The 20013-nt window shown below is 71.2% G+C and carries 19 protein-coding genes; 17 read left to right on the top strand and 2 right to left on the bottom strand.

Annotated features, from left to right (window positions below; genetic code table 11):
* Window positions 1–195 precede the first annotated feature (195 nt).
* The gene (locus TNCT6_RS03050) at window positions 196–717 is read left to right on the top strand and encodes an ATP-binding protein (protein WP_141366010.1); all 522 of its coding nucleotides are present in this window, start codon (window positions 196–198) and stop codon (window positions 715–717) included.
* Between the two features lie 8 nt (window positions 718–725).
* On the opposite strand, the gene idi is transcribed toward TNCT6_RS03050, so the two are convergent.
* Window positions 726–1316, bottom strand: a complete 591-nt coding sequence (gene idi, locus TNCT6_RS03045) for an isopentenyl-diphosphate Delta-isomerase (protein WP_141356295.1) — start codon at window positions 1314–1316, stop codon at window positions 726–728.
* A gap of 273 nt (window positions 1317–1589) precedes the next feature.
* Window positions 1590–2528, bottom strand: a complete 939-nt coding sequence (locus TNCT6_RS03040; protein ID WP_141356293.1) for a cation diffusion facilitator family transporter — start codon at window positions 2526–2528, stop codon at window positions 1590–1592.
* 469 nt (window positions 2529–2997) lie between these two features.
* On the opposite strand from TNCT6_RS03040, the gene TNCT6_RS03035 reads away from it, so the two are divergent.
* The 16 genes from TNCT6_RS03035 (at window position 2998) to ispG (ending at window position 20009) form a co-directional block, all read left to right on the top strand.
* Complete coding sequence (locus TNCT6_RS03035; RefSeq protein ID WP_141356291.1) at window positions 2998–4806, top strand: DUF5941 domain-containing protein; 1809 nt, start codon at window positions 2998–3000, stop codon at window positions 4804–4806.
* Window positions 4803–5555 carry a sugar phosphate nucleotidyltransferase gene (locus tag TNCT6_RS03030; protein ID WP_141356289.1) on the top strand — a complete coding sequence of 251 codons (753 nt, stop codon included), beginning with the start codon at window positions 4803–4805 and terminating at the stop codon, window positions 5553–5555. The genes TNCT6_RS03035 and TNCT6_RS03030 overlap by 4 nt, the downstream gene beginning before the upstream one ends.
* A complete protein-coding gene (locus TNCT6_RS03025) occupies window positions 5543–6604 on the top strand; it encodes an iron-containing alcohol dehydrogenase family protein (protein ID WP_141356287.1) in 1062 nt (353 codons plus the stop codon). Before TNCT6_RS03030 ends, TNCT6_RS03025 begins: the two co-directional genes overlap by 13 nt.
* Window positions 6582–7361 carry a CDP-alcohol phosphatidyltransferase family protein gene (locus TNCT6_RS03020; protein WP_141356285.1) on the top strand — a complete coding sequence of 260 codons (780 nt, stop codon included), beginning with the start codon at window positions 6582–6584 and terminating at the stop codon, window positions 7359–7361. Before TNCT6_RS03025 ends, TNCT6_RS03020 begins: the two co-directional genes overlap by 23 nt.
* A 53-nt stretch (window positions 7362–7414) precedes the next feature.
* A complete protein-coding gene (locus TNCT6_RS03015) occupies window positions 7415–8260 on the top strand; it encodes a glycosyltransferase family 2 protein (RefSeq protein ID WP_141366007.1) in 846 nt (281 codons plus the stop codon).
* 101 nt (window positions 8261–8361) lie between these two features.
* Window positions 8362–9291, top strand: a complete 930-nt coding sequence (locus TNCT6_RS03010; protein ID WP_141356283.1) for an ABC transporter permease — start codon at window positions 8362–8364, stop codon at window positions 9289–9291.
* A gap of 19 nt (window positions 9292–9310) precedes the next feature.
* Window positions 9311–10093 (top strand): ABC transporter ATP-binding protein, encoded by a 783-nt coding sequence (locus TNCT6_RS03005; protein ID WP_172633174.1) that lies wholly within the window; start codon window positions 9311–9313, stop codon window positions 10091–10093.
* 361 nt (window positions 10094–10454) lie between these two features.
* Window positions 10455–11351: a squalene synthase HpnC gene (gene hpnC, locus TNCT6_RS03000; protein WP_141356280.1), complete on the top strand. Its 897-nt coding sequence runs from the start codon at window positions 10455–10457 to the stop codon at window positions 11349–11351.
* The gene (gene hpnD, locus TNCT6_RS02995) at window positions 11348–12298 is read left to right on the top strand and encodes a presqualene diphosphate synthase HpnD (RefSeq protein ID WP_141356278.1); all 951 of its coding nucleotides are present in this window, start codon (window positions 11348–11350) and stop codon (window positions 12296–12298) included. Before hpnC ends, hpnD begins: the two co-directional genes overlap by 4 nt.
* Complete coding sequence (locus tag TNCT6_RS42010; RefSeq protein ID WP_373996144.1) at window positions 12298–12438, top strand: DUF6380 family protein; 141 nt, start codon at window positions 12298–12300, stop codon at window positions 12436–12438. The genes hpnD and TNCT6_RS42010 overlap by 1 nt, the downstream gene beginning before the upstream one ends.
* Window positions 12435–13865 carry a hydroxysqualene dehydroxylase HpnE gene (gene hpnE / locus TNCT6_RS02990; protein WP_141356276.1) on the top strand — a complete coding sequence of 477 codons (1431 nt, stop codon included), beginning with the start codon at window positions 12435–12437 and terminating at the stop codon, window positions 13863–13865. Before TNCT6_RS42010 ends, hpnE begins: the two co-directional genes overlap by 4 nt.
* A gap of 71 nt (window positions 13866–13936) precedes the next feature.
* Window positions 13937–15001 (top strand): polyprenyl synthetase family protein, encoded by a 1065-nt coding sequence (locus TNCT6_RS02985; RefSeq protein WP_172633173.1) that lies wholly within the window; start codon window positions 13937–13939, stop codon window positions 14999–15001.
* A 119-nt stretch (window positions 15002–15120) separates the two neighbouring features.
* Complete coding sequence (gene shc, locus TNCT6_RS02980; RefSeq protein ID WP_141356272.1) at window positions 15121–17160, top strand: squalene--hopene cyclase; 2040 nt, start codon at window positions 15121–15123, stop codon at window positions 17158–17160.
* Window positions 17160–17801, top strand: coding sequence for a 1-hydroxy-2-methyl-2-butenyl 4-diphosphate reductase (locus tag TNCT6_RS02975; RefSeq protein WP_141356270.1), 642 nt, complete (start codon window positions 17160–17162; stop codon window positions 17799–17801). Before shc ends, TNCT6_RS02975 begins: the two co-directional genes overlap by 1 nt.
* 5 nt (window positions 17802–17806) lie before the next feature.
* The gene (gene hpnH / locus TNCT6_RS02970) at window positions 17807–18829 is read left to right on the top strand and encodes an adenosyl-hopene transferase HpnH (protein WP_141356268.1); all 1023 of its coding nucleotides are present in this window, start codon (window positions 17807–17809) and stop codon (window positions 18827–18829) included.
* A gap of 4 nt (window positions 18830–18833) precedes the next feature.
* Window positions 18834–20009: a flavodoxin-dependent (E)-4-hydroxy-3-methylbut-2-enyl-diphosphate synthase gene (gene ispG / locus TNCT6_RS02965; protein ID WP_141356266.1), complete on the top strand. Its 1176-nt coding sequence runs from the start codon at window positions 18834–18836 to the stop codon at window positions 20007–20009.
* The last annotated feature ends 4 nt before the right edge of the window (window positions 20010–20013 follow it).

The following is a 20013-nucleotide window of genomic DNA, read 5'->3' as shown; positions in this document are numbered from 1 at the left end:
GGACCGTACAACCCGAAAAGTTCGCGATGTCGGCGGGGACGGGACAGGACCGATCCCTGGCGTGACGGATTCGTACGCCAACGGTCACAAGGCGCTTGAAACACGCTGACTTGTGTTCAGTCCTTGGGCTGAGAGCGGTGCGTTACCAACACTCGACGTGTGGTGACAATCGAGCGCGAGGGTGGCGACCGGACGATGGACAACCACGGGCGCGGGTACGGCTCACGCCCGGAGGGCGGCGCGGGGGCACCCCTCCATGACGTACCCCCGGATCCGCTGCCGTACGAGGGAGTCTGGCGGTTCACCGCGCCCGCCGTCGACGCCTCGGTCCCGCAGGCCCGGCACGCGGTCCGGGACCTGCTGCTGCGCCAGGGCGTCCCGGTCTCGGACGACCTGGTCCACGGGCTGCTGCTGATCGTGTCCGAGCTGGTCACGAACGCCGTACGGCACGCGGCGCTGCTGTCGCCGATGCTCGCCGTGGAGGTCGCGGTCGGCGCCGAGTGGGTGCGGGTGTCCGTGGAGGACAACCACCCCTACCGCCCGACCGCCCTGGAGACCGACCACGGGCGGACCGGCGGGCGCGGGCTGCTCCTGGTCCGTGAGATCGCGCGGGAGGCCGGCGGGGTCTGCGACGTCGAGCACACCGCGAGCGGCGGCAAGGTGATCTGGGCCGCCCTGCCGCTCAAACCCGCGCACCAGCTGGAACAGCACCCCTGAGGCCCGGCTCACCAGCCGGCGGGCCCCGTCAGTTCCCTGATCGCGGGACGGGCCGCGTCCAGCACGGTCGGGAACCAGACGGAGAAGGTGTCCCGCGCGTGCCGCTCCGCCAGCTCGGCGGGCGTCACGAACGCCGTGGCGCCGACCTCCTCCGGGTCGGGCCGCAGCGGGGACTGCACCAGGCCGACGAAGAGGTGGTTGTACTCCTGCTCCACCAGGCCCGAGTCCGGGTCCGGGTGGTGGTAGCGGACCGTGCCCGCCTCGGCGAGCAGCGACGGGGAGATCCCCAGCTCCTCGTGCGTACGCCGGGCCGCCGCCGCCATGGGCGCCTCACCGGGGTAGGGGTGGCCGCAGCAGCTGTTGGACCACACTCCGGGGGAGTGGTACTTGCCCAGCGCCCGCTGCTGGAGCAGCAGCCGGCCGCGGTTGTCGAACAGGAATACGGAGAAGGCGCGGTGCAGGCGTCCCGGTGGCTGGTGGGCGGAGAGCTTCTCCGCGGTGCCGATCGTCACGCCGTCCTCGTCGACCAGTTCCAGCAAGATCGCGTCCGCGGCGCCGTTCGACGAGCTGTGCTTCGCGGTGGCAGGTGTGGTCGGCATACCCATCCTTCACTTCGGTCCTCGAGTCCCAAGTCTGCCGTACGAAACCGGCACTCCCGGCACTTCCCGGCACTCCGCATGTCCCGCGAGGCGCCGTGGGCCGCGACTGTCACGGGCCGGGCACCGTAGGTGATCGTGCCCGGACGGGCAGCCCCGGAACCGTCCGGGCGCCCCCGCGGAGAGGGCACGGGCGCACACCGCGCCTCCGTGTACCGGCACGGGCGCCGTGCGCGCCGGGCGCCCTCTGCGGTCAGGAGCGCGGGGAGCGTCCCCTCAGTGGCACAGCCGGGCCTCGTGCTCCGCGTGCCCGCTCGGCTCGAGCTGGAAGGTGCAGTGCTCCACGTCGAAGTGGTCCCCGAGGCAGCCCTGGAGCTCGTGCAGCAGCTTCTCGTGGCCGGTGGCGCTGAGCGCGTCGGACCGGACGACCACGTGCGCGGAGAGCACCGGCAGACCCGAGGTGATCGTCCAGGCGTGCAGGTCGTGCACGTCCTCCACGCCGTCCAGTGCCAGGATGTGCTCCCGCACCTCCTCCATGTCGACGTTCTTCGGGGCAGCCTCCAGCAGCACGTCGAGCGTCTCGCGCAGCAGCCGGAAGGTGCGCGGCACGATCAGCAGGCCGATGAGGAGGGAGGCGACGGGGTCGGCGGCCTGCCAGCCGGTGAGCAGGATCACCGTCGCCGAGAGCATGACGGCCACCGAGCCGAGCGCGTCCGCGGCCACCTCCAGGAAGGCACCGCGCACGTTCAGGCTCTCCTTCTGGCCGCGCATCAGGAGCATGAGGGAGATCGAGTTCGCCACCAGGCCGATCCCGCCGAACACGATCATCAGCCCGCCATGGGTGGGAGTCGGGGTGAGGAACCGCTGGATCGCCTCGTAGAGCACATAGCTGCCGACGCCGAGCAGGAGCAGGCAGTTGGCGAGCGCGGCGAGGATCTCCGCGCGGGCGAAGCCGAAGGTGCGGTTCCGGCTCGGCGGGCGGTTGGCGAAGTGGATGGCCAGCAGCGCCATACCGAGACCGAGGGCGTCGGTGGCCATGTGGGCGGCGTCAGCGACCAGCGCCAGCGAGTCGGCGAGCATGCCGCCGACGATCTCCACCACCATCACGGTGAGCGTGATCGACAGCGCGATGCGCAGCGTGCCGCGGTGCGCTGCGCCCGCCGTGCCGCCTGCTCCTACGCCGTGCGTGTGCCCGTGGTCGTGACCGGCCCCCATGGGATGACCGCCCTTTCCGTATTGCGTCCCGGATCACAGTGAACTACGGGTGGGGGGTATGGGGCAACGCGGCACTGAACACCGTTGTCATGTGCCCTGACCTGCGTAAACGAACCGCAGGTCAGGGTGCGCGGACGGGTCGGGCGCCATGGTGCGGCAGCCGGCCCCGGACGCCGAAGGAGGCCGTTTGGTGATCGGTCATGTCGTGGCCGTCCCATCCATGCCGGGGTCGGATGTGAGGAATGCCCGATCTGGTGCGGAGTTTGTGGCCCGGAGGCCGGATCGCCCATGATGATCGAGGCGAAGGCTGCGGCAGACCACGTCGATCAGACCGGTGAACGGGCGGTGAACGCGGGCTTCCGGCCATCCGATAGCCTCTGCCGACATGCCGCCCGGGTGCCACAGGCAGGCGGTGCCCCTATATGCACATGACCGGCGCGGGCGCGTCGGCCCCCAGGGAGTGAGTTCGTTGTCGACCGCCATCCTGACCGGTCAGCCGGTCCCCGGATCGTCGATCGAGGGCGATCTGCGGTCCCTCGGATTCGACGTGCGGGTCGCATCCGACGGCACCGACGCCGAGACGGTGCTCGCCCAGGTGCCCGGTGACCAGCGGGTCGCCATCGTCGACGCCCGGTTCGTCGGCCATCTGCACGCGCTGCGTCTGGGCCTGACCGACCCCCGCTTCCCGCTCGCCGCCGTCCCCGGCGCGGTGACCGCCCGCCCGGCCGGCCGCCAGGCGCTGACCCGCGCGATGGCCCGCGAGAACTCCGCCGGCGGCGACACCGCGGTCGCCGTCGCCGGCCTCGCCGACCGGATCTCCGAAGCCCTGGACGCCGACGGCTCCGAGGTGCACCGCCCCGTGCTCGGCACTCTCGTCGCCGCCGTACCCGAGGACCCCCAGACCCGCAACGAGGCACGGCAGGCCGTGGCCGCCGTCGACGACGAGGCCGTCCGCCTGAAGTCGGCCGTCAAGGCCCGCGACGGCTTCTTCACCACCTTCCTCATCAGCCCGTACTCGCGCTACGTCGCCCGCTGGTGCGCCCGCCGCGGCCTGACCCCCAACCAGGTCACCACGGCCTCCCTGCTCACCGCGCTCATAGCCGCGAGCTGCGCCGCCACCGGCACCCGCGGCGGTTTCGTCGCCGCCGGCGTGCTGCTCATCGCCTCGTTCGTGCTGGACTGCGCCGACGGCCAGCTGGCCCGCTACTCGCTTCAGTACTCCACCCTCGGCGCCTGGCTGGACGCCACCTTCGACCGGGCGAAGGAGTACGCCTACTACGCCGGCCTCGCGCTGGGCGCCGCCCGCGGCGGCGACGACGTCTGGGCCCTGGCCCTGGGCGCGATGATCCTCCAGACCTGCCGGCACGTGGTCGACTTCTCCTTCAACGAGGCCAACCACGACGCCACCGCCAACACCAGCCCCACCGCCGCGCTCTCCGACAAGCTGGACAGCGTCGGCTGGACGGTCTGGGTACGCCGGATGATCGTTCTGCCCATCGGCGAGCGCTGGGCGATGATCGCGGTCCTGACGGCGGTCACGACCCCCAGGATCACGTTCTACGTCCTGCTCGCCGGCTGCGCCCTCGCGGCGACGTACACCACGGCGGGCCGTGTGCTGCGGTCCGTGACGCGCAAGGCGCGGCGCACCGACCGGGCGGCGCAGGCGCTGGCGGACCTCGCGGACAACGGACCGATCGCGGCCCTCGTCGCCAGGCTGCGCGATCCCAACGCGCGCTGGTACCTCGACTTCCCGCTGCTGCGCGCCCTGGCCGGTGTGGCGTTCCTCGCCGGGGCCCTGTACTCCGGCGACAGCTGGCTGCTTTGCGTGGGCGCCACCTTCTACGCCGTCTTCTCGGGTCTGGCCCTCTCCCAGCCCCTCAAGGGCCCCCTCGACTGGCTCGTCCCCCCGCTGTTCCGCGCCGCCGAATACGGCACCGTGCTGGTGCTGGCGGCCAGAGCGGAGGTGAACGGAGCCCTTCCTGCGGCTTTCGGCCTGGTGGCGGCCGTCGCCTACCATCACTACGACACGGTGTACCGCATCCGCGGCGACGCCGGAGCGCCGCCGGTCTGGCTGGTGCGCGCCCTCGGAGGGCAGGAGGGGCGCACGCTGCTCGTCACCGTGCTGGCCGCGGTGCTCACCGCCTCGCAATTCCAGGTCGCGCTCACGGTCCTCGCCGTGGCCGTCGCCCTGCTGGTGCTCACCGAGAGCATCCGTTTCTGGGTGGCCTCTCATCTGAGGGGTGCGCCCGCAGTACACGACGAAGGAGAACCCGCATGATCGGCCTCGTGCTGGCGGCCGGCGCCGGACGGCGCCTGCGCCCCTACACCGACACCCTGCCCAAGGCGCTGGTGCCGGTGGGGCCCGACGGCGCGGAGGACGGCCCCACGGTCCTGGACCTCACCCTCGGCAACTTCGCCGAGGTCGGCCTGACGGAGGCCGCGATCATCGTCGGCTACCGCAAGGAGGCCGTGTACGAGCGCAAGGCGGCCCTGGAGCGGAAGTACGGCCTGAAGCTCACCCTGATCGACAACGACAAGGCCGAGGAGTGGAACAACGCCTACTCCCTGTGGTGCGGCCGTGACGCCCTCAAGGACGGCGTGATCCTCGCCAACGGCGACACCGTGCACCCGGTCTCCGTCGAGAAGACCCTGCTCGCCGCCCGCGGTGACGGCAAGAAGATCATCCTTGCCCTGGACACGGTGAAGTCGCTGGCCGACGAGGAGATGAAGGTCGTCGTCGACCCCGACAAGGGCGTCCGGAGGATCACCAAGCTGATGGACCCGGCCGAGGCGACCGGCGAGTACATCGGCGTCACTCTCATCGAGGGCGACGCCGCCCCCGAGCTGGCCGACGCGCTGAAGGTCACCTTCGAGCGGGACCCGCAGCTGTACTACGAGGACGGCTACCAGGAGCTCGTCAACCGCGGCTTCACGATCGACGTGGCGCCGATCGGCGACGTCAAGTGGGTCGAGATCGACAACCACGACGACCTCGCCAAGGGCCGGGGGATCGCGTGCCTGTACTGAGCCGGCTCATCCCGTCGCCGGTGGTGGTGGAAATCCGCCGCGGTGCCCTCGACGACCTGGCGAGTGTGCTCGCCGACGAGCGCGTCTCGCACTCCGGCAGGCTCGCCGTCGCCGTCAGCAACGGCTCCGGCGCCCGGCTGCGCGAGCGGATCGCCCCCTCGCTGCCCGGCGCCACCTGGTACGAGGTCGGCGGCGGAACCCTCGACGACGCCATCCGGCTGGCCGGCGAGATGAAGGCAGGCCGCTACGACGCGGTGGTGGGCCTGGGCGGCGGCAAGATCATCGACTGCGCCAAGTTCGCCGCGGCGCGCGTCGGCCTGCCCCTGGTCGCCGTGCCCACGAACCTCTCGCACGACGGCCTGTGCTCCCCGGTCGCCACCCTCGACAACGACGCGGGCCGCGGCTCGTACGGTGTGCCGAACCCGATCGCCGTCCTCATCGACCTGGACGTGATCCGCGACGCCCCGCCACGTTTCGTGCGCTCCGGCATCGGCGACGCCGTCTCCAACATCTCCGCCATCGCGGACTGGGAGCTGTCCCACCGCGTCACCGGCGAGAAGATCGACGGCCTGGCCGCGGCCATGGCCCGCCAGGCGGGCGAGGCGGTGCTGCGGCACCCGGGCGACATCGGCGACAACGACTTCCTCCAGGTGCTCGCCGAGGCCCTGGTCCTCACCGGGATCGCCATGTCGATCTCGGGCGACTCGCGGCCCGCCTCCGGCGCCTGCCACGAGATCAACCACGGCTTCGACCTGCTGTTCTCGAAGCGGGCCGCGAGCCACGGTGAGCAGTGCGGGCTCGGCGCGGCCTTCGCGATGTACCTGCGCGGAGCCCACGAGGAATCGGCCGGCATGGCCGAGGTGCTGCGCCGGCACGGGCTGCCGGTACTGCCCAAGGACATCGGCTTCACGGTGGACGAGTTCGTCCGGGTCGTCGAGTTCGCCCCGGAGACCCGGCCCGGCCGCTACACGATCCTCGAACACCTCGACCTCAAGACCGACCAGATCAAGGACATCTACGCCGACTATGTCAAGGCCATCGGTAGCTGAACTGAGACCGGTCGTCCATCCGGCAGGGGTGAAGGACCGGCGCAGCGGAGAGCACTGGGCGGGACGCCTCTACATGCGCGAGGTGTCCCTGCGGGTGGACCGCTACCTGGTGGGCACCAGGGTCACGCCCAACCAGCTCACGTACCTGATGACCGTCTGCGGCGTCCTCGCGGCCCCGGCCCTGCTGGTGCCGGGGATCGCGGGCGCCGTGCTCGGTGTGCTGATGGTCCAGCTGTACCTGCTGCTGGACTGCGTCGACGGCGAGATCGCCCGCTGGAAGCAGCAGTTCTCGCTGGGCGGGGTCTACCTGGACCGGGTCGGGGCCTATCTCACCGACGCCGCCGTCCTGGTCGGGCTCGGGCTGCGCGCCGTCGACCTGTGGGGTCCCGGGCGCGTCGACTGGCTGTGGGCCTTCCTCGGGACCCTGGCCGCTCTCGGCGCGATCCTGATCAAGGCCGAGACCGACCTCGTCGGAGTGGCCCGCCACCAGGGCGGGCTGCCGCCGGTCCAGGAGAGCGCGGCCGAACCGCGCTCGTCGGGCATGGCGCTGGCCCGCAGGGCCGCCGCGGCGCTCAAGTTCCACCGGCTGATCCTCGGGATCGAGGCGTCCCTGCTGATCCTGGTCCTCGCGATCGCCGACACGATCAGGGGCGACCTGTTCTTCACCCGGCTCGGCGCGGCCGTGCTCGCCGGCATCGCGCTGCTCCAGACCCTGCTGCACCTGGTGTCCATCCTCGTCTCCAGCAGGCTGAGGTGAGCGGCGTGACCTCTGCGAACACTCCGCTCAAGGTCGGCGCCGTCATCATCACCATGGGCAATCGGCCCGAGGAGCTGCGGGCCCTGCTCGACTCGGTCGCCAAGCAGGACGGCGACCGGGTCGAGGTGGTGGTCGTCGGCAACGGCTCGCCCGTCCCGGACGTCCCCGAAGGCGTCCGGACCGTCGAGCTGCCGGAGAACCTCGGCATCCCCGGCGGCCGCAACGTCGGCATCGAGGCCTTCGGACCGGCCGGCGGCGACGTCGACATCCTGCTGTTCCTCGACGACGACGGCCTGCTCGCCCGGAACGACACCGCCGAGCTGTGCCGCCGGGCCTTCGCCGCCGACGACCGGCTCGGCATCGTCAGCTTCCGCATCGCCGACCCCGACACCGGCGTCACCCAGCGCCGCCACGTGCCGCGGCTGCGCGCCGCCGACCCGATGCGCTCCTCCCGGGTCACCACCTTCCTGGGCGGCGCGAACGCCGTCCGCACCAAGGTCTTCGCGGAAGTCGGCGGCCTGCCGGACGAATTCTTCTACGCGCACGAGGAAACCGACCTGGCATGGCGGGCCCTCGACGCGGGCTGGATGATCGACTACCGGTCCGACATGGTGCTGTACCACCCGACGACCGCGCCTTCGCGGCACGCGGTCTACCACCGCATGGTCGCCCGCAACCGGGTCTGGCTGGCCCGCCGCAACCTCCCGGTGCTCCTCGTCCCGGTCTACCTCGGGGTGTGGCTGCTGCTCACCCTCGCCCGCCGCCCGTCGCGTCCGGCCCTGAAGGCTTGGGTCGGCGGCTTCCGGGAGGGCTGGGCCACACCCTGTGGGCCGCGCCGGCCCATGAAGTGGCGTACGGTGTGGCGACTCACCCGACTGGGCCGGCCGCCGGTCATCTGACAAGATCGTTCCCCCGAGTACGCGGCGCCACCAGGCCGGTGCTCGAGCCACGGCCGTACATCCGCACTGGCAGCGCATCTCGAAGACGAAAGTTTCCACTAGTGAGTGAGACAACGCATGACGGCGGCGTCGCCCTCGGCGCGGCTCCGTCGCCCGACGAGGGTCTTACCCCGGCCCAGCTCGCCGACAAGTACGGGCTGTCCGTCAGCGGCGCCCGGCCCCCGCTCGGGGCGTACATCCGGCAGTTGTGGGGGCGGCGCCACTTCATCCTGGCCTTCTCCCAGGCGAAGCTGACCGCCCAGTACAGCCAGGCCAAGCTCGGCCAGCTCTGGCAGGTGGCGACGCCGCTGCTGAACGCCGCGGTGTACTACTTCATCTTCGGCGTTCTCATCCACGCCACCCGGGGCCTGGACAAGAAGACGTACATCCCGTTCCTGGTGACCGGGGTGTTCGTGTTCACCTTCACCCAGACCTCGGTCATGGCCGGCGTCCGCGCCATCTCCGGCAACCTCGGGCTGGTGCGCGCGCTGCACTTCCCGCGTGCCTCCCTGCCGATCTCGTTCGCGCTCCAGCAGCTCCAGCAGCTGCTGTACTCGATGATCGTGCTGTTCCTCGTGGTCATCGCCTTCGGCAGCTACCCGGGCCTGTCCTGGCTGCTGATCCTGCCGGCGCTGGCGCTGCAGTTCCTGTTCAACACCGGGCTGGCGCTGATCATGGCCCGGCTGGGCGCCAAGACCCCCGACCTCGCCCAGCTCATGCCGTTCGTCACGCGGACCTGGATGTACGCGTCGGGCGTGATGTTCTCCCTCAGCGGCATGCTCGCGGGGAAGCCGGAGTGGATCATCCGGCTGATGCAGGTCAACCCCGCCGCCATCTACATGGACCTGATCCGGTTCGCGCTGATCGACGGCTACGACTCCTCGCATCTGCCGCCGCACGTCTGGGCCGGAGCCCTCGGCTGGGCCGTGCTCGCCTTCGTCGGCGGCTTCGTGTACTTCTGGAAGGCTGAGGAGAGGTACGGCCGTGGCTGACCGGGACCACCACCAGGACATGCGCGACAGCGGGCCGCACGTGCCCACCGTGATCGCGGACGAGCTGCACATCGTCTACCGCGTCAACGGCGCCAAGTCCGGCAAGGGCAGCGCCACCGCCGCGCTCAGCCGCATCCTCAAGCGGGGCTCCGACGACGCGGCGCGGGGCGTGCGCAAGGTGCACGCCGTCAAGGGCGTCTCCTTCGTCGCCTACCGCGGCGAGGCGATCGGCCTGATCGGCTCCAACGGCTCCGGCAAGTCCACGCTGCTGCGCGCCATCGCCGGCCTGCTGCCCGCCGAGAAGGGCCGGGTCTACACCGACGGCCAGCCCTCGCTGCTCGGTGTGAACGCGGCGCTGATGAACGACCTCACGGGCGAGCGCAACGTCATCCTGGGCGGACTGGCCATGGGCATGTCGCGCGAGCAGGTCAAGGAGCGCTACCAGGGGATCGTCGACTTCTCCGGCATCAACGAGAAGGGCGACTTCATCACGCTGCCGATGCGCACGTACTCCTCCGGCATGGCGGCCCGGCTGCGCTTCTCCATCGCCGCCGCCAAGGACCACGACGTCCTCATGATCGACGAGGCGCTGGCCACCGGCGACCGCAGGTTCCAGACGCGGTCCGAAGCGCGTATCCGGGAGCTGCGCAAGGAGGCCGGCACGGTGTTCCTGGTCAGCCACAACAACAAGTCGATCCGCGACACCTGCGACCGGGTGCTGTGGCTGGAGCGCGGCGAACTGCGCATGGACGGCCGCACCGAAGAGGTGCTCAAGGAGTACGAGAAGTTCACGGGCAAGTAGCCCGCAGGCGCCAGGGCCCCGCCGGAACGCGTCCGGTGGGGCCCCTCGTCCGCAAAGGATGTGTCAACTCGCGCCGTCCTGAGGAATCTTGACACCAATTGGTGTGTTGTTGTGATGTGCGGGGCACCCCCCGCGCGGCTCGCCGCGTTGTACAACGTAAGCTGTACCGGTCCCGGAAAGCGGCAAGTGGGGAGATAATGCGCGACACCCTCCGCCGACGCCGCCCCGCGGACGGCCGGGCGGCGTGTCCGAAATAGTGTGTCTTGGGTCGGCAGTGTAGAACGGGAGATGTGACGGCAATGGCGACGGAAACTCCCCAGCTCAACGCAGCAGGTGCCGTCCCCGTACCGGGCAGTGGACGATGACGCGAACGCCGACGGCGCGCGACCCCGAGCGCGCCACCCTCGACAAGGCCGCGGGTGAGAACTTCCCCGTGGCACCGTTCTTCCTGCCCAGAGCCTGGCGCGTCGATCTGATGGCCGTCTACGGCTTCGCCCGCCTCGTCGACGACATCGGCGACGGCGACCTGGCCCCCGGCGGCGCGGACGCCCGGCTGCTCGGCGTGTCGCCCGGCGAGGCCGAGGACCGCCTGGTCCTCCTCGACGCCTTCGAGGCCGATCTGCGCAGGGTCTTCGACGGCACCCCGCGCCACCCCCTGCTGCGCCGGCTCCAGCCCACCGTGCGCCGCAGATCGCTGACCCCCGAGCCGTTCCTCGGCCTGATCGCCGCCAACCGCCAGGACCAGCTCGTCGCGCGGTACGAGACCTACGACGACCTCCTCGCCTACTGCGAACTGTCCGCCAACCCCGTCGGCCGCCTCGTCCTCGCCGTCACCGGCACCTCGACCCCCGAGCGGATCCGCCGTTCCGACGCCGTCTGCACCGCCCTGCAGATCGTCGAGCACCTCCAGGACGTCAAGGAGGACCTCGGACGCGACCGCATCTATCTTCCCGCCGCCGACATGAAACGTTTCCACGTGCAGGAGTCGGATCTCGCCGCGCCCACCGCGGGCGCATCGGTGCGCGCACTGGTCGCGTACGAAGCGGAACGCGCCCGCGGTCTGCTGAATGAAGGCGCCCCCCTGGTGGGTAGCGTCCACGGCAGGTTGAAACTGCTGCTCGCGGGGTTCGTGGCGGGGGGAAGGGCGGCGGTCCACGCGATCGCCGCCGCCGAATACGACGTACTTCCCGGCCCGCCCAAGCCCGGCAAGACCCGGTTGCTGCGTGAGGTGGGCGTGACTCTGCGAGGAGAGGGGTGATCCGGGCCGTGGAGCCGGAACAGCACGTGTCCGCGCCGGTACTCGCCGCCTACAGCTACTGCGAGGCCGTCACCGGACAGCAGGCCCGCAACTTCGCCTACGGCATCAGACTGCTGCCGACGGCCAAACGGCGGGCGATGTCGGCGCTGTACGCGTTCTCCCGGCGTGTCGACGACATCGGCGACGGAACGCTGGCTCACGACGTGAAGATCACCCGTCTGGAGGACACCCGGGCGCTGCTCGGCCGGGTCCGCGACGGCGAGGTCGAGGACGACGACACCGACCCGGTGGCCGTGGCCCTCAGCCACGCCGCCCGGGTCTTCCCGATCCCGCTCGGCGGCCTGGACGAACTCATCGACGGCGTCCTGATGGACGTCCGTGGCGAGACGTACGAAACCTGGGAGGACCTGAAGGCGTACTGCCGTTGTGTGGCAGGGGCCATCGGGCGGCTCTCCCTCGGCGTGTTCGGCACCGAACCGGGGGCGCGCGGCGCCGAACGCGCTCCCGAGTACGCCGACACGCTCGGGCTCGCGCTGCAGCTGACCAACATCCTCAGAGACGTCCGCGAGGACGCCGAGGGCGGCCGCACCTACCTGCCCGCCGACGACCTCGCCAAGTTCGGCTGCTCGGCCGGGTTCCACGGGCCGACGCCGCCGGAGGGCTCCGACTTCGCGGGCCTGGTGCACTTCGAGGTGCGGCGGGCCCGCGCCCTGTTCGCCGAGGGCTACCGGCTGCTGCCCCTGCTGGACCGGCGCAGCGGCGCGTGCGTCGCCGCCATGGCCGGCATCTACCGCCGCCTGCTCGACCGCATCGAGCGCGAGCCGGAGGCCGTGCTGCGCGGCCGGGTCTCGCTGCCCGGACACGAGAAGGCGTACGTCGCCGTGCGCGGCCTGTCCGGCCTCGACGCCCGGTACGTGTCCCGGCAGACCGTCAGGAGGCGTGCCTGATGGCGATGTCACCGCACGGTGAGGTCACCGGCGGGAAGCGGCGGGCAACCCTCCGATGCCGGGCGGCGTCCCTGACGGCAACGGTCGCCGGCGAGGCACCCGCTCACCGCGGCGGACGCACAGGGGAGGGCGCACGATGACCGACGGCACACGGCGGGACGGACCGCTCACGGACGCCTCGGGACCGGCCGGACGGCATGCCGTGGTGGTCGGCGGCGGCCTGGCCGGCCTCACCGCCGCGCTCGCGCTCGCCGACGCCGGAATGCGCGTGACGCTGCTGGAGGGCAGACCCCGCCTGGGCGGGCTCGCCTTCTCCTTCCAGCGCGGCGACCTCACCATCGACAACGGACAGCACGTGTACCTGCGCTGCTGCACCGCCTACCGGTGGTTCCTCGACCGGATCGGCGGCGCCGCGCTCGCCCCGTTGCAGGACCGGCTGGAGGTGCCCGTCGTCGACGCCGCGAGACCCGAGGGCCGGCGGCTCGGCACACTGCGGCGCGACGCGCTGCCCGTACCCCTGCACCTGGGGCGCAGCCTCGCCACCTACCCGCACCTCTCGCTGGCCGAGCGGGTCCGGGTGGGCCGCGCCGCGCTCGCGCTCAAGGGACTCGACCTCACCGATCCGACCCTGGACGCACAGGACTTCGGCAGCTGGCTGACCGAGCACGGCCAGTCGGCGCGTGCCGTCGAGGCCCTGTGGGACCTGGTCGGGGTCGCCACGCTCAACGCGGTCGCGGGCGACTCCTCGCTGGGGCTCGCCGCGATGGTGTTCAAGACCGGACTGCTGTCCGACCCGGGCGCGGCCGACATCGGCTGGGCCCGCGTCCCTCTGGGCGAACTGCACGACCGGCTGGCCCGCAGGGCGCTCGACTCCGCGGGCGTGCGTACCGAGGTCCGAACACGCGTCACCTCCGTCTCCCTCAACGGAAACGGGAGCTGGAACGTTCAGGTTGCCGGCGAGAGCCTGGTCGCGGACGCGGTCGTCCTCGCCGTACCGCAGCGCGAGGCGCACGGCCTGCTGCCGGCCGGCGCCCTGGACGCGCCGGACCGGCTGCTCAGGATCGGCACCGCGCCCATCCTCAACGCCCATGTCGTCTTTGACCGCACGGTGCTGAACGCGCCGTTCTTCGCGGCCATCGGCACGCCCGTGCAGTGGGTCTTCGACCGCACCGAGGCGGCCGGCCTGAAGCACGGTCAGTACCTCGCGGTGTCCCAGTCGGTGGCGCAGGACGAGATCGACGCGCCGGTCGCCGTGCTGCGCGAGCGCTATCTGCCCGAACTGAGGCGGCTGCTGCCCCGTGCGCGCGGTGCCGAGGTGAAGGACTTCTTCGTGACCCGGGAGCGCACGGCGACGTTCGCCCCGGCCCCCGGCGTCGGACGGCTGCGGCCAGGCGCCCGCACCAAGGCCCCCGGCCTGTACCTGGCCGGAGCGTGGACCGCCACAGGGTGGCCCGCGACCATGGAGAGTGCGGTCCGCAGCGGTGTGAAGGCGGCCGAGGCCGCGCTGAGCGCCCTGGGCCGGCCCCGCCCGAGCCGTCTCTTCGCCATCGAGGAGGCGGCGGCATGACGTTCGATCAGCAGCCCGCGGCGGGCCCCCGCACCTCCGGCACCGCAACAAGAGGAGAGACTGTGCCCACTGTGCCCCCGGCCTCGACGGCCGCTCGGAGGACTGCGGTGGACGTGACCGCGCTGTTGGAGCGCGGCCGGACCCTGGCCACGCCGGTACTGCGGGCGGCCGTCGACCGCCTGGCGCCCCCCATGGACACCGTCGCCGCCTACCACTTCGGCTGGATCGACGCCGAGGGCAACCCGGCACGCGGGGACGGCGGCAAGGCCGTGCGCCCTGCCCTGGCCGTGCTCTCCGCCGAGGTCGCCGGGGCCGCGCCCGAGGCCGGTGTGCCCGGCGCGGTCGCCGTGGAGCTCGTCCACAACTTCTCCCTGCTGCACGACGACCTGATGGACGGCGACGAACAGCGCCGCCACCGCGACACGGTCTGGAAGGTGCACGGCCCCGCCCAGGCCATCCTGGTCGGCGACGCGCTGTTCGCCCTGGCCAACGAGGTGCTGCTGGAGCTCGGCACGGTCGAGGCCGGCCGTGCCGCCCGCCGGCTGACCACCGCCACCCGCGCGCTGATCGACGGTCAGGCGCAGGACATCTCCTACGAGCACCGCGACCGGGTCAGCGTCGCGGAGTGCCTGGAGATGGAGGGCAACAAGACCGGTGCCCTGCTCGCCTGCGCCTCCTCCGTCGGCGCGGTCCTCGGCGGCGCGGACGACCGCACGGCCGACGCGCTGGAGAAGTACGGGTACCACCTCGGTCTGGCCTTCCAGGCCGTCGACGACCTTCTCGGCATCTGGGGCGACCCGGACGCCACCGGCAAGCAGACCTGGAGCGATCTGCGCCAGCGCAAGAAGTCCCTGCCGGTCGTGGCCGCGCTCGCGGCGGGCGGCCCGGCCTCCGAGCGGCTCGGCGAGATCCTCGCCGCCGACGCCAAGAGCAGCGACTTCGCGAACTTCTCCGAGGAGGAGTTCGCGGCCCGCGCCGCCCTCATCGAGGAGGCGGGCGGCCGGGAGTGGACGGCCGAGGAGGCGCGCCGTCAGCACACCATCGCCATCGAAGCCCTCGACGCCGTCGGCATGCCCGAGCAGGTACGGGCCGCCTTCACGGCACTCGCCGACTTCGTCGTCGTACGAAAGAGATGATCACTATCGGTCGAACCAGCCTCGCGTAGTCGCCGGCCGGTGCAGCAAGGAGGTTTCAGGCACCGGCCGACGGCGGACCCACAGCAGCACGACTTGCACGACTGCACGAAGGGGAAGCCATGACAGCGACGACCGACGGAAGCACCGGGGCGACACTGCCGTCCCGCGCTGCCGCGGCCAGTGAAACCGTACTCAGCACCCCCGAGACGGCCGGGGTACAAGAAGCCGCCGCAGCCGCCGTCAGGCGGGCCACCGACTTCCTGCTCGCCCAGCAGGACGCCGAGGGCTGGTGGAAGGGCGACCTCGAGACGAACGTCACCATGGACGCCGAGGACCTGCTGCTGCGCCAGTTCCTGGGCATCCTGGAAGAGGACACCACCCGGGCCGCCGCGCTGTTCATCCGCGGTGAGCAGCGCGAGGACGGCACCTGGGCCACCTTCTACGGCGGCCCGGGCGAACTCTCCACCACCATCGAGGCCTACGTCGCCCTCCGGCTGGCCGGCGACGCGCCGGACGAGCCCCACATGGCCCGGGCCTCCGCCTGGATCCGCGCACAGGGCGGCATCGCGGCCTCCCGCGTCTTCACCCGGATCTGGCTGGCCCTGTTCGGCTGGTGGAAGTGGGAGGACCTGCCCGAACTGCCGCCCGAGCTCATCTGGTTCCCCAAGTGGTTCCCGCTCAACATTTACAACTTCGGGTGCTGGGCGCGGCAGACGATCGTCCCCCTGACCATCGTCTCGGCCAAGCGCCCGGTGCGTCCGGCCCCGTTCCCGCTCGACGAGCTGCACACCGACCCCGGCAGTCCCCGTCCGCCGCGGGCGCTCGCCCCGGCCAGGACCTGGGACGGCCTGTTCCAGCGGCTCGACATGGTGGTGCGCGGCTACCGTTCCGTCGCCGTGCGCAGAGTGCGCGAGGCGGCCATGAAGTCGGCCGCCCGCTGGATCATCGAGCGCCAGGAGAACGACGGCTGCTGGGGCGGCATCCAGCCGCCGGCCGTGTACTCGGTCATCGCCCTGTACCTGCTCGGCTACGACCTCGAACACCCGGTGATGCGGGCGGGCCTCGAATCGCTGGACCGTTACGCCGTGCGGCGCGAGGACGGCGCCCGCATGATCGAGGCCTGCCAGTCGCCGGTGTGGGACACCTGCCTGGCCACCATCGCGCTCGCCGACGCCGGACTGCCCTCCGACCACCCCCAGTTGGTCAAGGCCGCCGACTGGATGCTGGGCGAGCAGATCGTCCGGCCCGGCGACTGGTCGGTGCGCCGTCCCGGACTGCCGCCGGGCGGCTGGGCGTTCGAGTTCCACAACGACAACTACCCCGACATCGACGACACCGCCGAGGTCGTCCTGGCCCTGCGCCGGGTCAGGCACCACGACCCGGAGCGGATGGACAACGCCATCGGGCGCGGGGTGCGCTGGAACCTCGGGATGCAGTCGAAGAACGGCGCCTGGGGAGCCTTCGACGTCGACAACACCAGCCCCTTTCCCAACCGGCTGCCGTTCTGCGACTTCGGCGAGGTGATCGACCCGCCGTCGGCGGACGTCACCGCGCACGTCGTGGAGATGCTCGCCGCCGAGGGCATGACCCACGACCCGCGCACCCGGCGCGGCATCGAGTGGCTGCTGGCCGAACAGGAGCCGGACGGCTCGTGGTTCGGCCGCTGGGGCGTCAACTACCTCTACGGCACAGGGTCCGTCGTACCCGCCCTGACGGCCGCCGGCCTGCCCGGCTCCCACCCGGCCGTCCGCCGCGCGGTGATCTGGCTGGAGAGCGTGCAGAACGACGACGGCGGCTGGGGCGAGGACCTGCGCTCCTACCAGTACGTCGAGGAGTGGAGCGGCAAGGGCGCCTCCACCGCCTCGCAGACCGCCTGGGCCCTGCTCGCCTTGCTCGCGGCGGGGGAGAAGGACTCCAAGGCCGTCGAGCGCGGCGTCGAGTGGCTCGCGGCCACCCAGCGGGAGGACGGCTCCTGGGACGAGCCGTATTTCACCGGCACCGGCTTCCCGTGGGACTTCTCCATCAACTACCACCTGTACCGGCAGGTCTTCCCGCTCACCGCGCTCGGCCGGTACGTGCACGGCGAGCCCTTCGCCGGCCGTCTCCCCACCACCGATCCCCTCGCCGAGCGACCCGGCGCCGAGGTCAAGGGGAGCTGATGAGCACACGGCCCGGACCGGCTCCGCTGCTGATCGCCTGCGCGCTCGGCATCGAGCGTCTCGCCCTGCGCGCCGGTGACCGCGGCGGGGCCGACGGGCCGGTCACCGTCCTGCGGACGGGCATGGGACCCAAGGCGGCGGAGCGCTCCGTCACCCGGGTCCTGGCCGGCCCGCCGCTGGACCGGGCCGCGGTGCTCGCCACGGGCTTCTGCGCGGGACTCGCCCCGGGCATGCATCCCGGTGACCTCGTCGTCGCCGAGGAGACCCGGGACCCGCGCGGCACCGTCCCCTGCGTCGGCACCGAACTGCTCGTCAAGGAACTCACCCGCACCCTGCCCGGGCGCACCGTGCACACCGGGCCGCTGACCGGCTCCGACCACGTCGTGCGCGGACCCGAGCGGTCCGATCTGCGCGCCACCGGGGCGATCGCGGTCGACATGGAGTCGGCGGCCACGCTACTGAGCGCCGTGCGCTCGGGCGTGCGCCCTGTTGCGGCCGTGCGGGTGGTCGTGGACGCTCCAGAGCATGAACTCGTCCGCATCGGTACGGTCCGCGGTGGAATATCAGCCTTCCGCGTTCTTCGTTCCGTCCTGCCGACTTTTTTCGAATGGCACCGTAACGTGCTGCTCCCCAGGAGGTGAGCCAGATGGCCATGCCGCTGCGCCAGTCCGTCAAAGTCGCCACATACTTGGCCGAACAGAAGCTGCGCAAGCGGGACAAGTTCCCGCTGATCGTCGAGCTTGAGCCGCTCTTCGCCTGCAACCTCAAGTGCGAGGGCTGCGGCAAGATCCAGCACCCGGCCGGAGTGCTCAAGCAGCGCATGCCCGTCGCCCAGGCGGTGGGCGCGGTACTGGAGTCGGGTGCGCCGATGGTGTCCATCGCGGGCGGCGAGCCCCTGATGCACCCGCAGATCGACGAGATCGTACGGCAGCTGGTGGCCAAGCGGAAGTACGTCTTCCTGTGCACCAACGCGCTGCTGATGCGCAAGAAGATGGACAAGTTCAAGCCGTCCCCCTACTTCGCCTTCGCGGTGCACATCGACGGGCTGCGGGAGCGGCACGACGAGTCGGTGGCGAAGGAGGGCGTGTTCGACGAGGCGGTGGAGGCCATCAAGGAGGCCAAGCGGCGCGGCTTCCGGGTGACCACCAACTCCACCTTCTTCAACACCGACACCCCGCAGACCGTCGTCGAGGTGCTCAACTTCCTCAACGACGACCTCAAGGTCGACGAGATGATGATCTCGCCCGCCTACGCCTACGAGAAGGCGCCCGACCAGGAGCACTTCCTGGGCGTGGAGCAGACCCGGGAGCTGTTCAGGAAGGCCTTCGCGGGCGGCAACCGGCGCCGCTGGCGGCTCAACCACTCGCCGTTGTTCCTCGACTTCCTCGAGGGCAAGGTCGACTTCCCGTGCACCGCGTGGGCGATCCCGAACTACTCGCTGTTCGGGTGGCAGCGCCCCTGCTACCTGATGAGCGACGGGTACGTGCCGACGTACCGGGAACTCATCGAGGACACCGACTGGGACAAGTACGGCCGGGGCAAGGACCCGCGGTGCGCCAACTGCATGGCGCACTGCGGCTACGAGCCCACCGCCGTGCTGGCCACCATGGGATCGCTGAAGGAGTCCCTGCGCGCCATGCGCGAGACGGTCTCCGGAAACCGGGACTGACGCCATGACGGCCATTCCCCTGGGCGTCCCCGAGGTACCGGCCCGGCCGATCGCCGAGCGGCGCGCGTCGCGCCGGATCCAGGTCGGTTCCGTGGCGGTGGGCGGGGACGCGCCGGTGTCGGTGCAGTCGATGACGACGACGCGTACGTCGGATGTCGGCGCCACCTTGCAGCAGATCGCGGAGCTGACGGCTTCGGGTTGTCAGATCGTGCGGGTGGCGTGTCCGACGCAGGACGACGCGGACGTGTTGGCGACGATCGCGCGGAAGTCGCAGATCCCGGTGATCGCGGACATTCACTTCCAGCCGAAGTACGTGTTCGCGGCGATCGAGGCGGGCTGTGCGGCGGTGCGGGTGAATCCGGGCAACATCAAGCAGTTCGACGACAAGGTGAGGGAGATCGCCAGGGCGGCGAAGGACCATGGGACGCCGATCCGTATCGGGGTGAACGCGGGTTCCCTGGACCGGCGGCTGCTGCAGAAGTACGGGAAGGCGACTCCGGAGGCGCTGGTGGAGTCGGCGCTGTGGGAGGCGTCCCTGTTCGAGGAGCACGACTTCCGGGACATCAAGATCTCGGTCAAGCACAACGACCCGGTCGTGATGATCGAGGCCTACCGGCAGCTCGCCGCCCAATGCGACTACCCGCTCCACCTCGGCGTGACCGAGGCCGGTCCGGCCTTCCAGGGCACGATCAAGTCGGCTGTCGCCTTCGGTGCGCTGCTCTCCGAGGGCATCGGCGACACCATCCGGGTGTCGCTGTCCGCGCCGCCGGTCGAGGAGATCAAGGTCGGTATCCAGATCCTGGAGTCGCTGAATCTGCGTCAGCGTGGTCTGGAGATCGTCTCCTGTCCGTCCTGCGGCCGGGCCCAGGTCGATGTGTACAAGCTGGCCGAGGAGGTCACGGCGGGTCTGACCGGTATGGAGGTGCCGTTGCGCGTCGCGGTCATGGGCTGTGTCGTGAACGGTCCCGGTGAGGCCCGTGAGGCCGACCTCGGGGTCGCCTCCGGCAACGGCAAGGGGCAGATCTTCGTCAAGGGGCAGGTCATCAAGACCGTTCCGGAGTCGAAGATCGTGGAGACCCTGATCGAGGAGGCCATGAAGATCGCCGAGCAGATGGGGAACGACGACGCCGCTTCCGGCGGCCGCACCGGCACGGGGACGCCGACAGTCACAGTGGGTTGAAGTA

The sequence above is a fragment of the Streptomyces sp. 6-11-2 genome, from assembly GCF_006540305.1.
Taxonomy (GTDB): domain Bacteria; phylum Actinomycetota; class Actinomycetes; order Streptomycetales; family Streptomycetaceae; genus Streptomyces.
The sequence above is the reverse complement of the archived record's forward strand: the minus strand, read 5'-3'. Positions and strand labels throughout refer to the sequence as shown.

What these genes read in the sequence shown, in the direction of transcription:
- TNCT6_RS03050 (WP_141366010.1), top strand. Translation starts at nt 196, where the DNA reads ATGGACAACCACGGGCGCGGGTACGGCTCACGCCCGGAGGGCGGCGCG.
- idi (WP_141356295.1), bottom strand. Translation starts at nt 1,316, where the DNA reads ATGCCGACCACACCTGCCACCGCGAAGCACAGCTCGTCGAACGGCGCC.
- TNCT6_RS03040 (WP_141356293.1), bottom strand. Translation starts at nt 2,528, where the DNA reads ATGGGGGCCGGTCACGACCACGGGCACACGCACGGCGTAGGAGCAGGC.
- TNCT6_RS03030 (WP_141356289.1), top strand. Translation starts at nt 4,803, where the DNA reads ATGATCGGCCTCGTGCTGGCGGCCGGCGCCGGACGGCGCCTGCGCCCC.
- TNCT6_RS03020 (WP_141356285.1), top strand. Translation starts at nt 6,582, where the DNA reads ATGTCAAGGCCATCGGTAGCTGAACTGAGACCGGTCGTCCATCCGGCA.
- TNCT6_RS03015 (WP_141366007.1), top strand. Translation starts at nt 7,415, where the DNA reads ATGGGCAATCGGCCCGAGGAGCTGCGGGCCCTGCTCGACTCGGTCGCC.
- TNCT6_RS03005 (WP_172633174.1), top strand. Translation starts at nt 9,311, where the DNA reads ATGCGCGACAGCGGGCCGCACGTGCCCACCGTGATCGCGGACGAGCTG.
- hpnC (WP_141356280.1), top strand. Translation starts at nt 10,455, where the DNA reads ATGACGCGAACGCCGACGGCGCGCGACCCCGAGCGCGCCACCCTCGAC.
- TNCT6_RS42010 (WP_373996144.1), top strand. Translation starts at nt 12,298, where the DNA reads ATGGCGATGTCACCGCACGGTGAGGTCACCGGCGGGAAGCGGCGGGCA.
- hpnE (WP_141356276.1), top strand. Translation starts at nt 12,435, where the DNA reads ATGACCGACGGCACACGGCGGGACGGACCGCTCACGGACGCCTCGGGA.
- shc (WP_141356272.1), top strand. Translation starts at nt 15,121, where the DNA reads ATGACAGCGACGACCGACGGAAGCACCGGGGCGACACTGCCGTCCCGC.
- TNCT6_RS02975 (WP_141356270.1), top strand. Translation starts at nt 17,160, where the DNA reads ATGAGCACACGGCCCGGACCGGCTCCGCTGCTGATCGCCTGCGCGCTC.
- hpnH (WP_141356268.1), top strand. Translation starts at nt 17,807, where the DNA reads ATGGCCATGCCGCTGCGCCAGTCCGTCAAAGTCGCCACATACTTGGCC.
- ispG (WP_141356266.1), top strand. Translation starts at nt 18,834, where the DNA reads ATGACGGCCATTCCCCTGGGCGTCCCCGAGGTACCGGCCCGGCCGATC.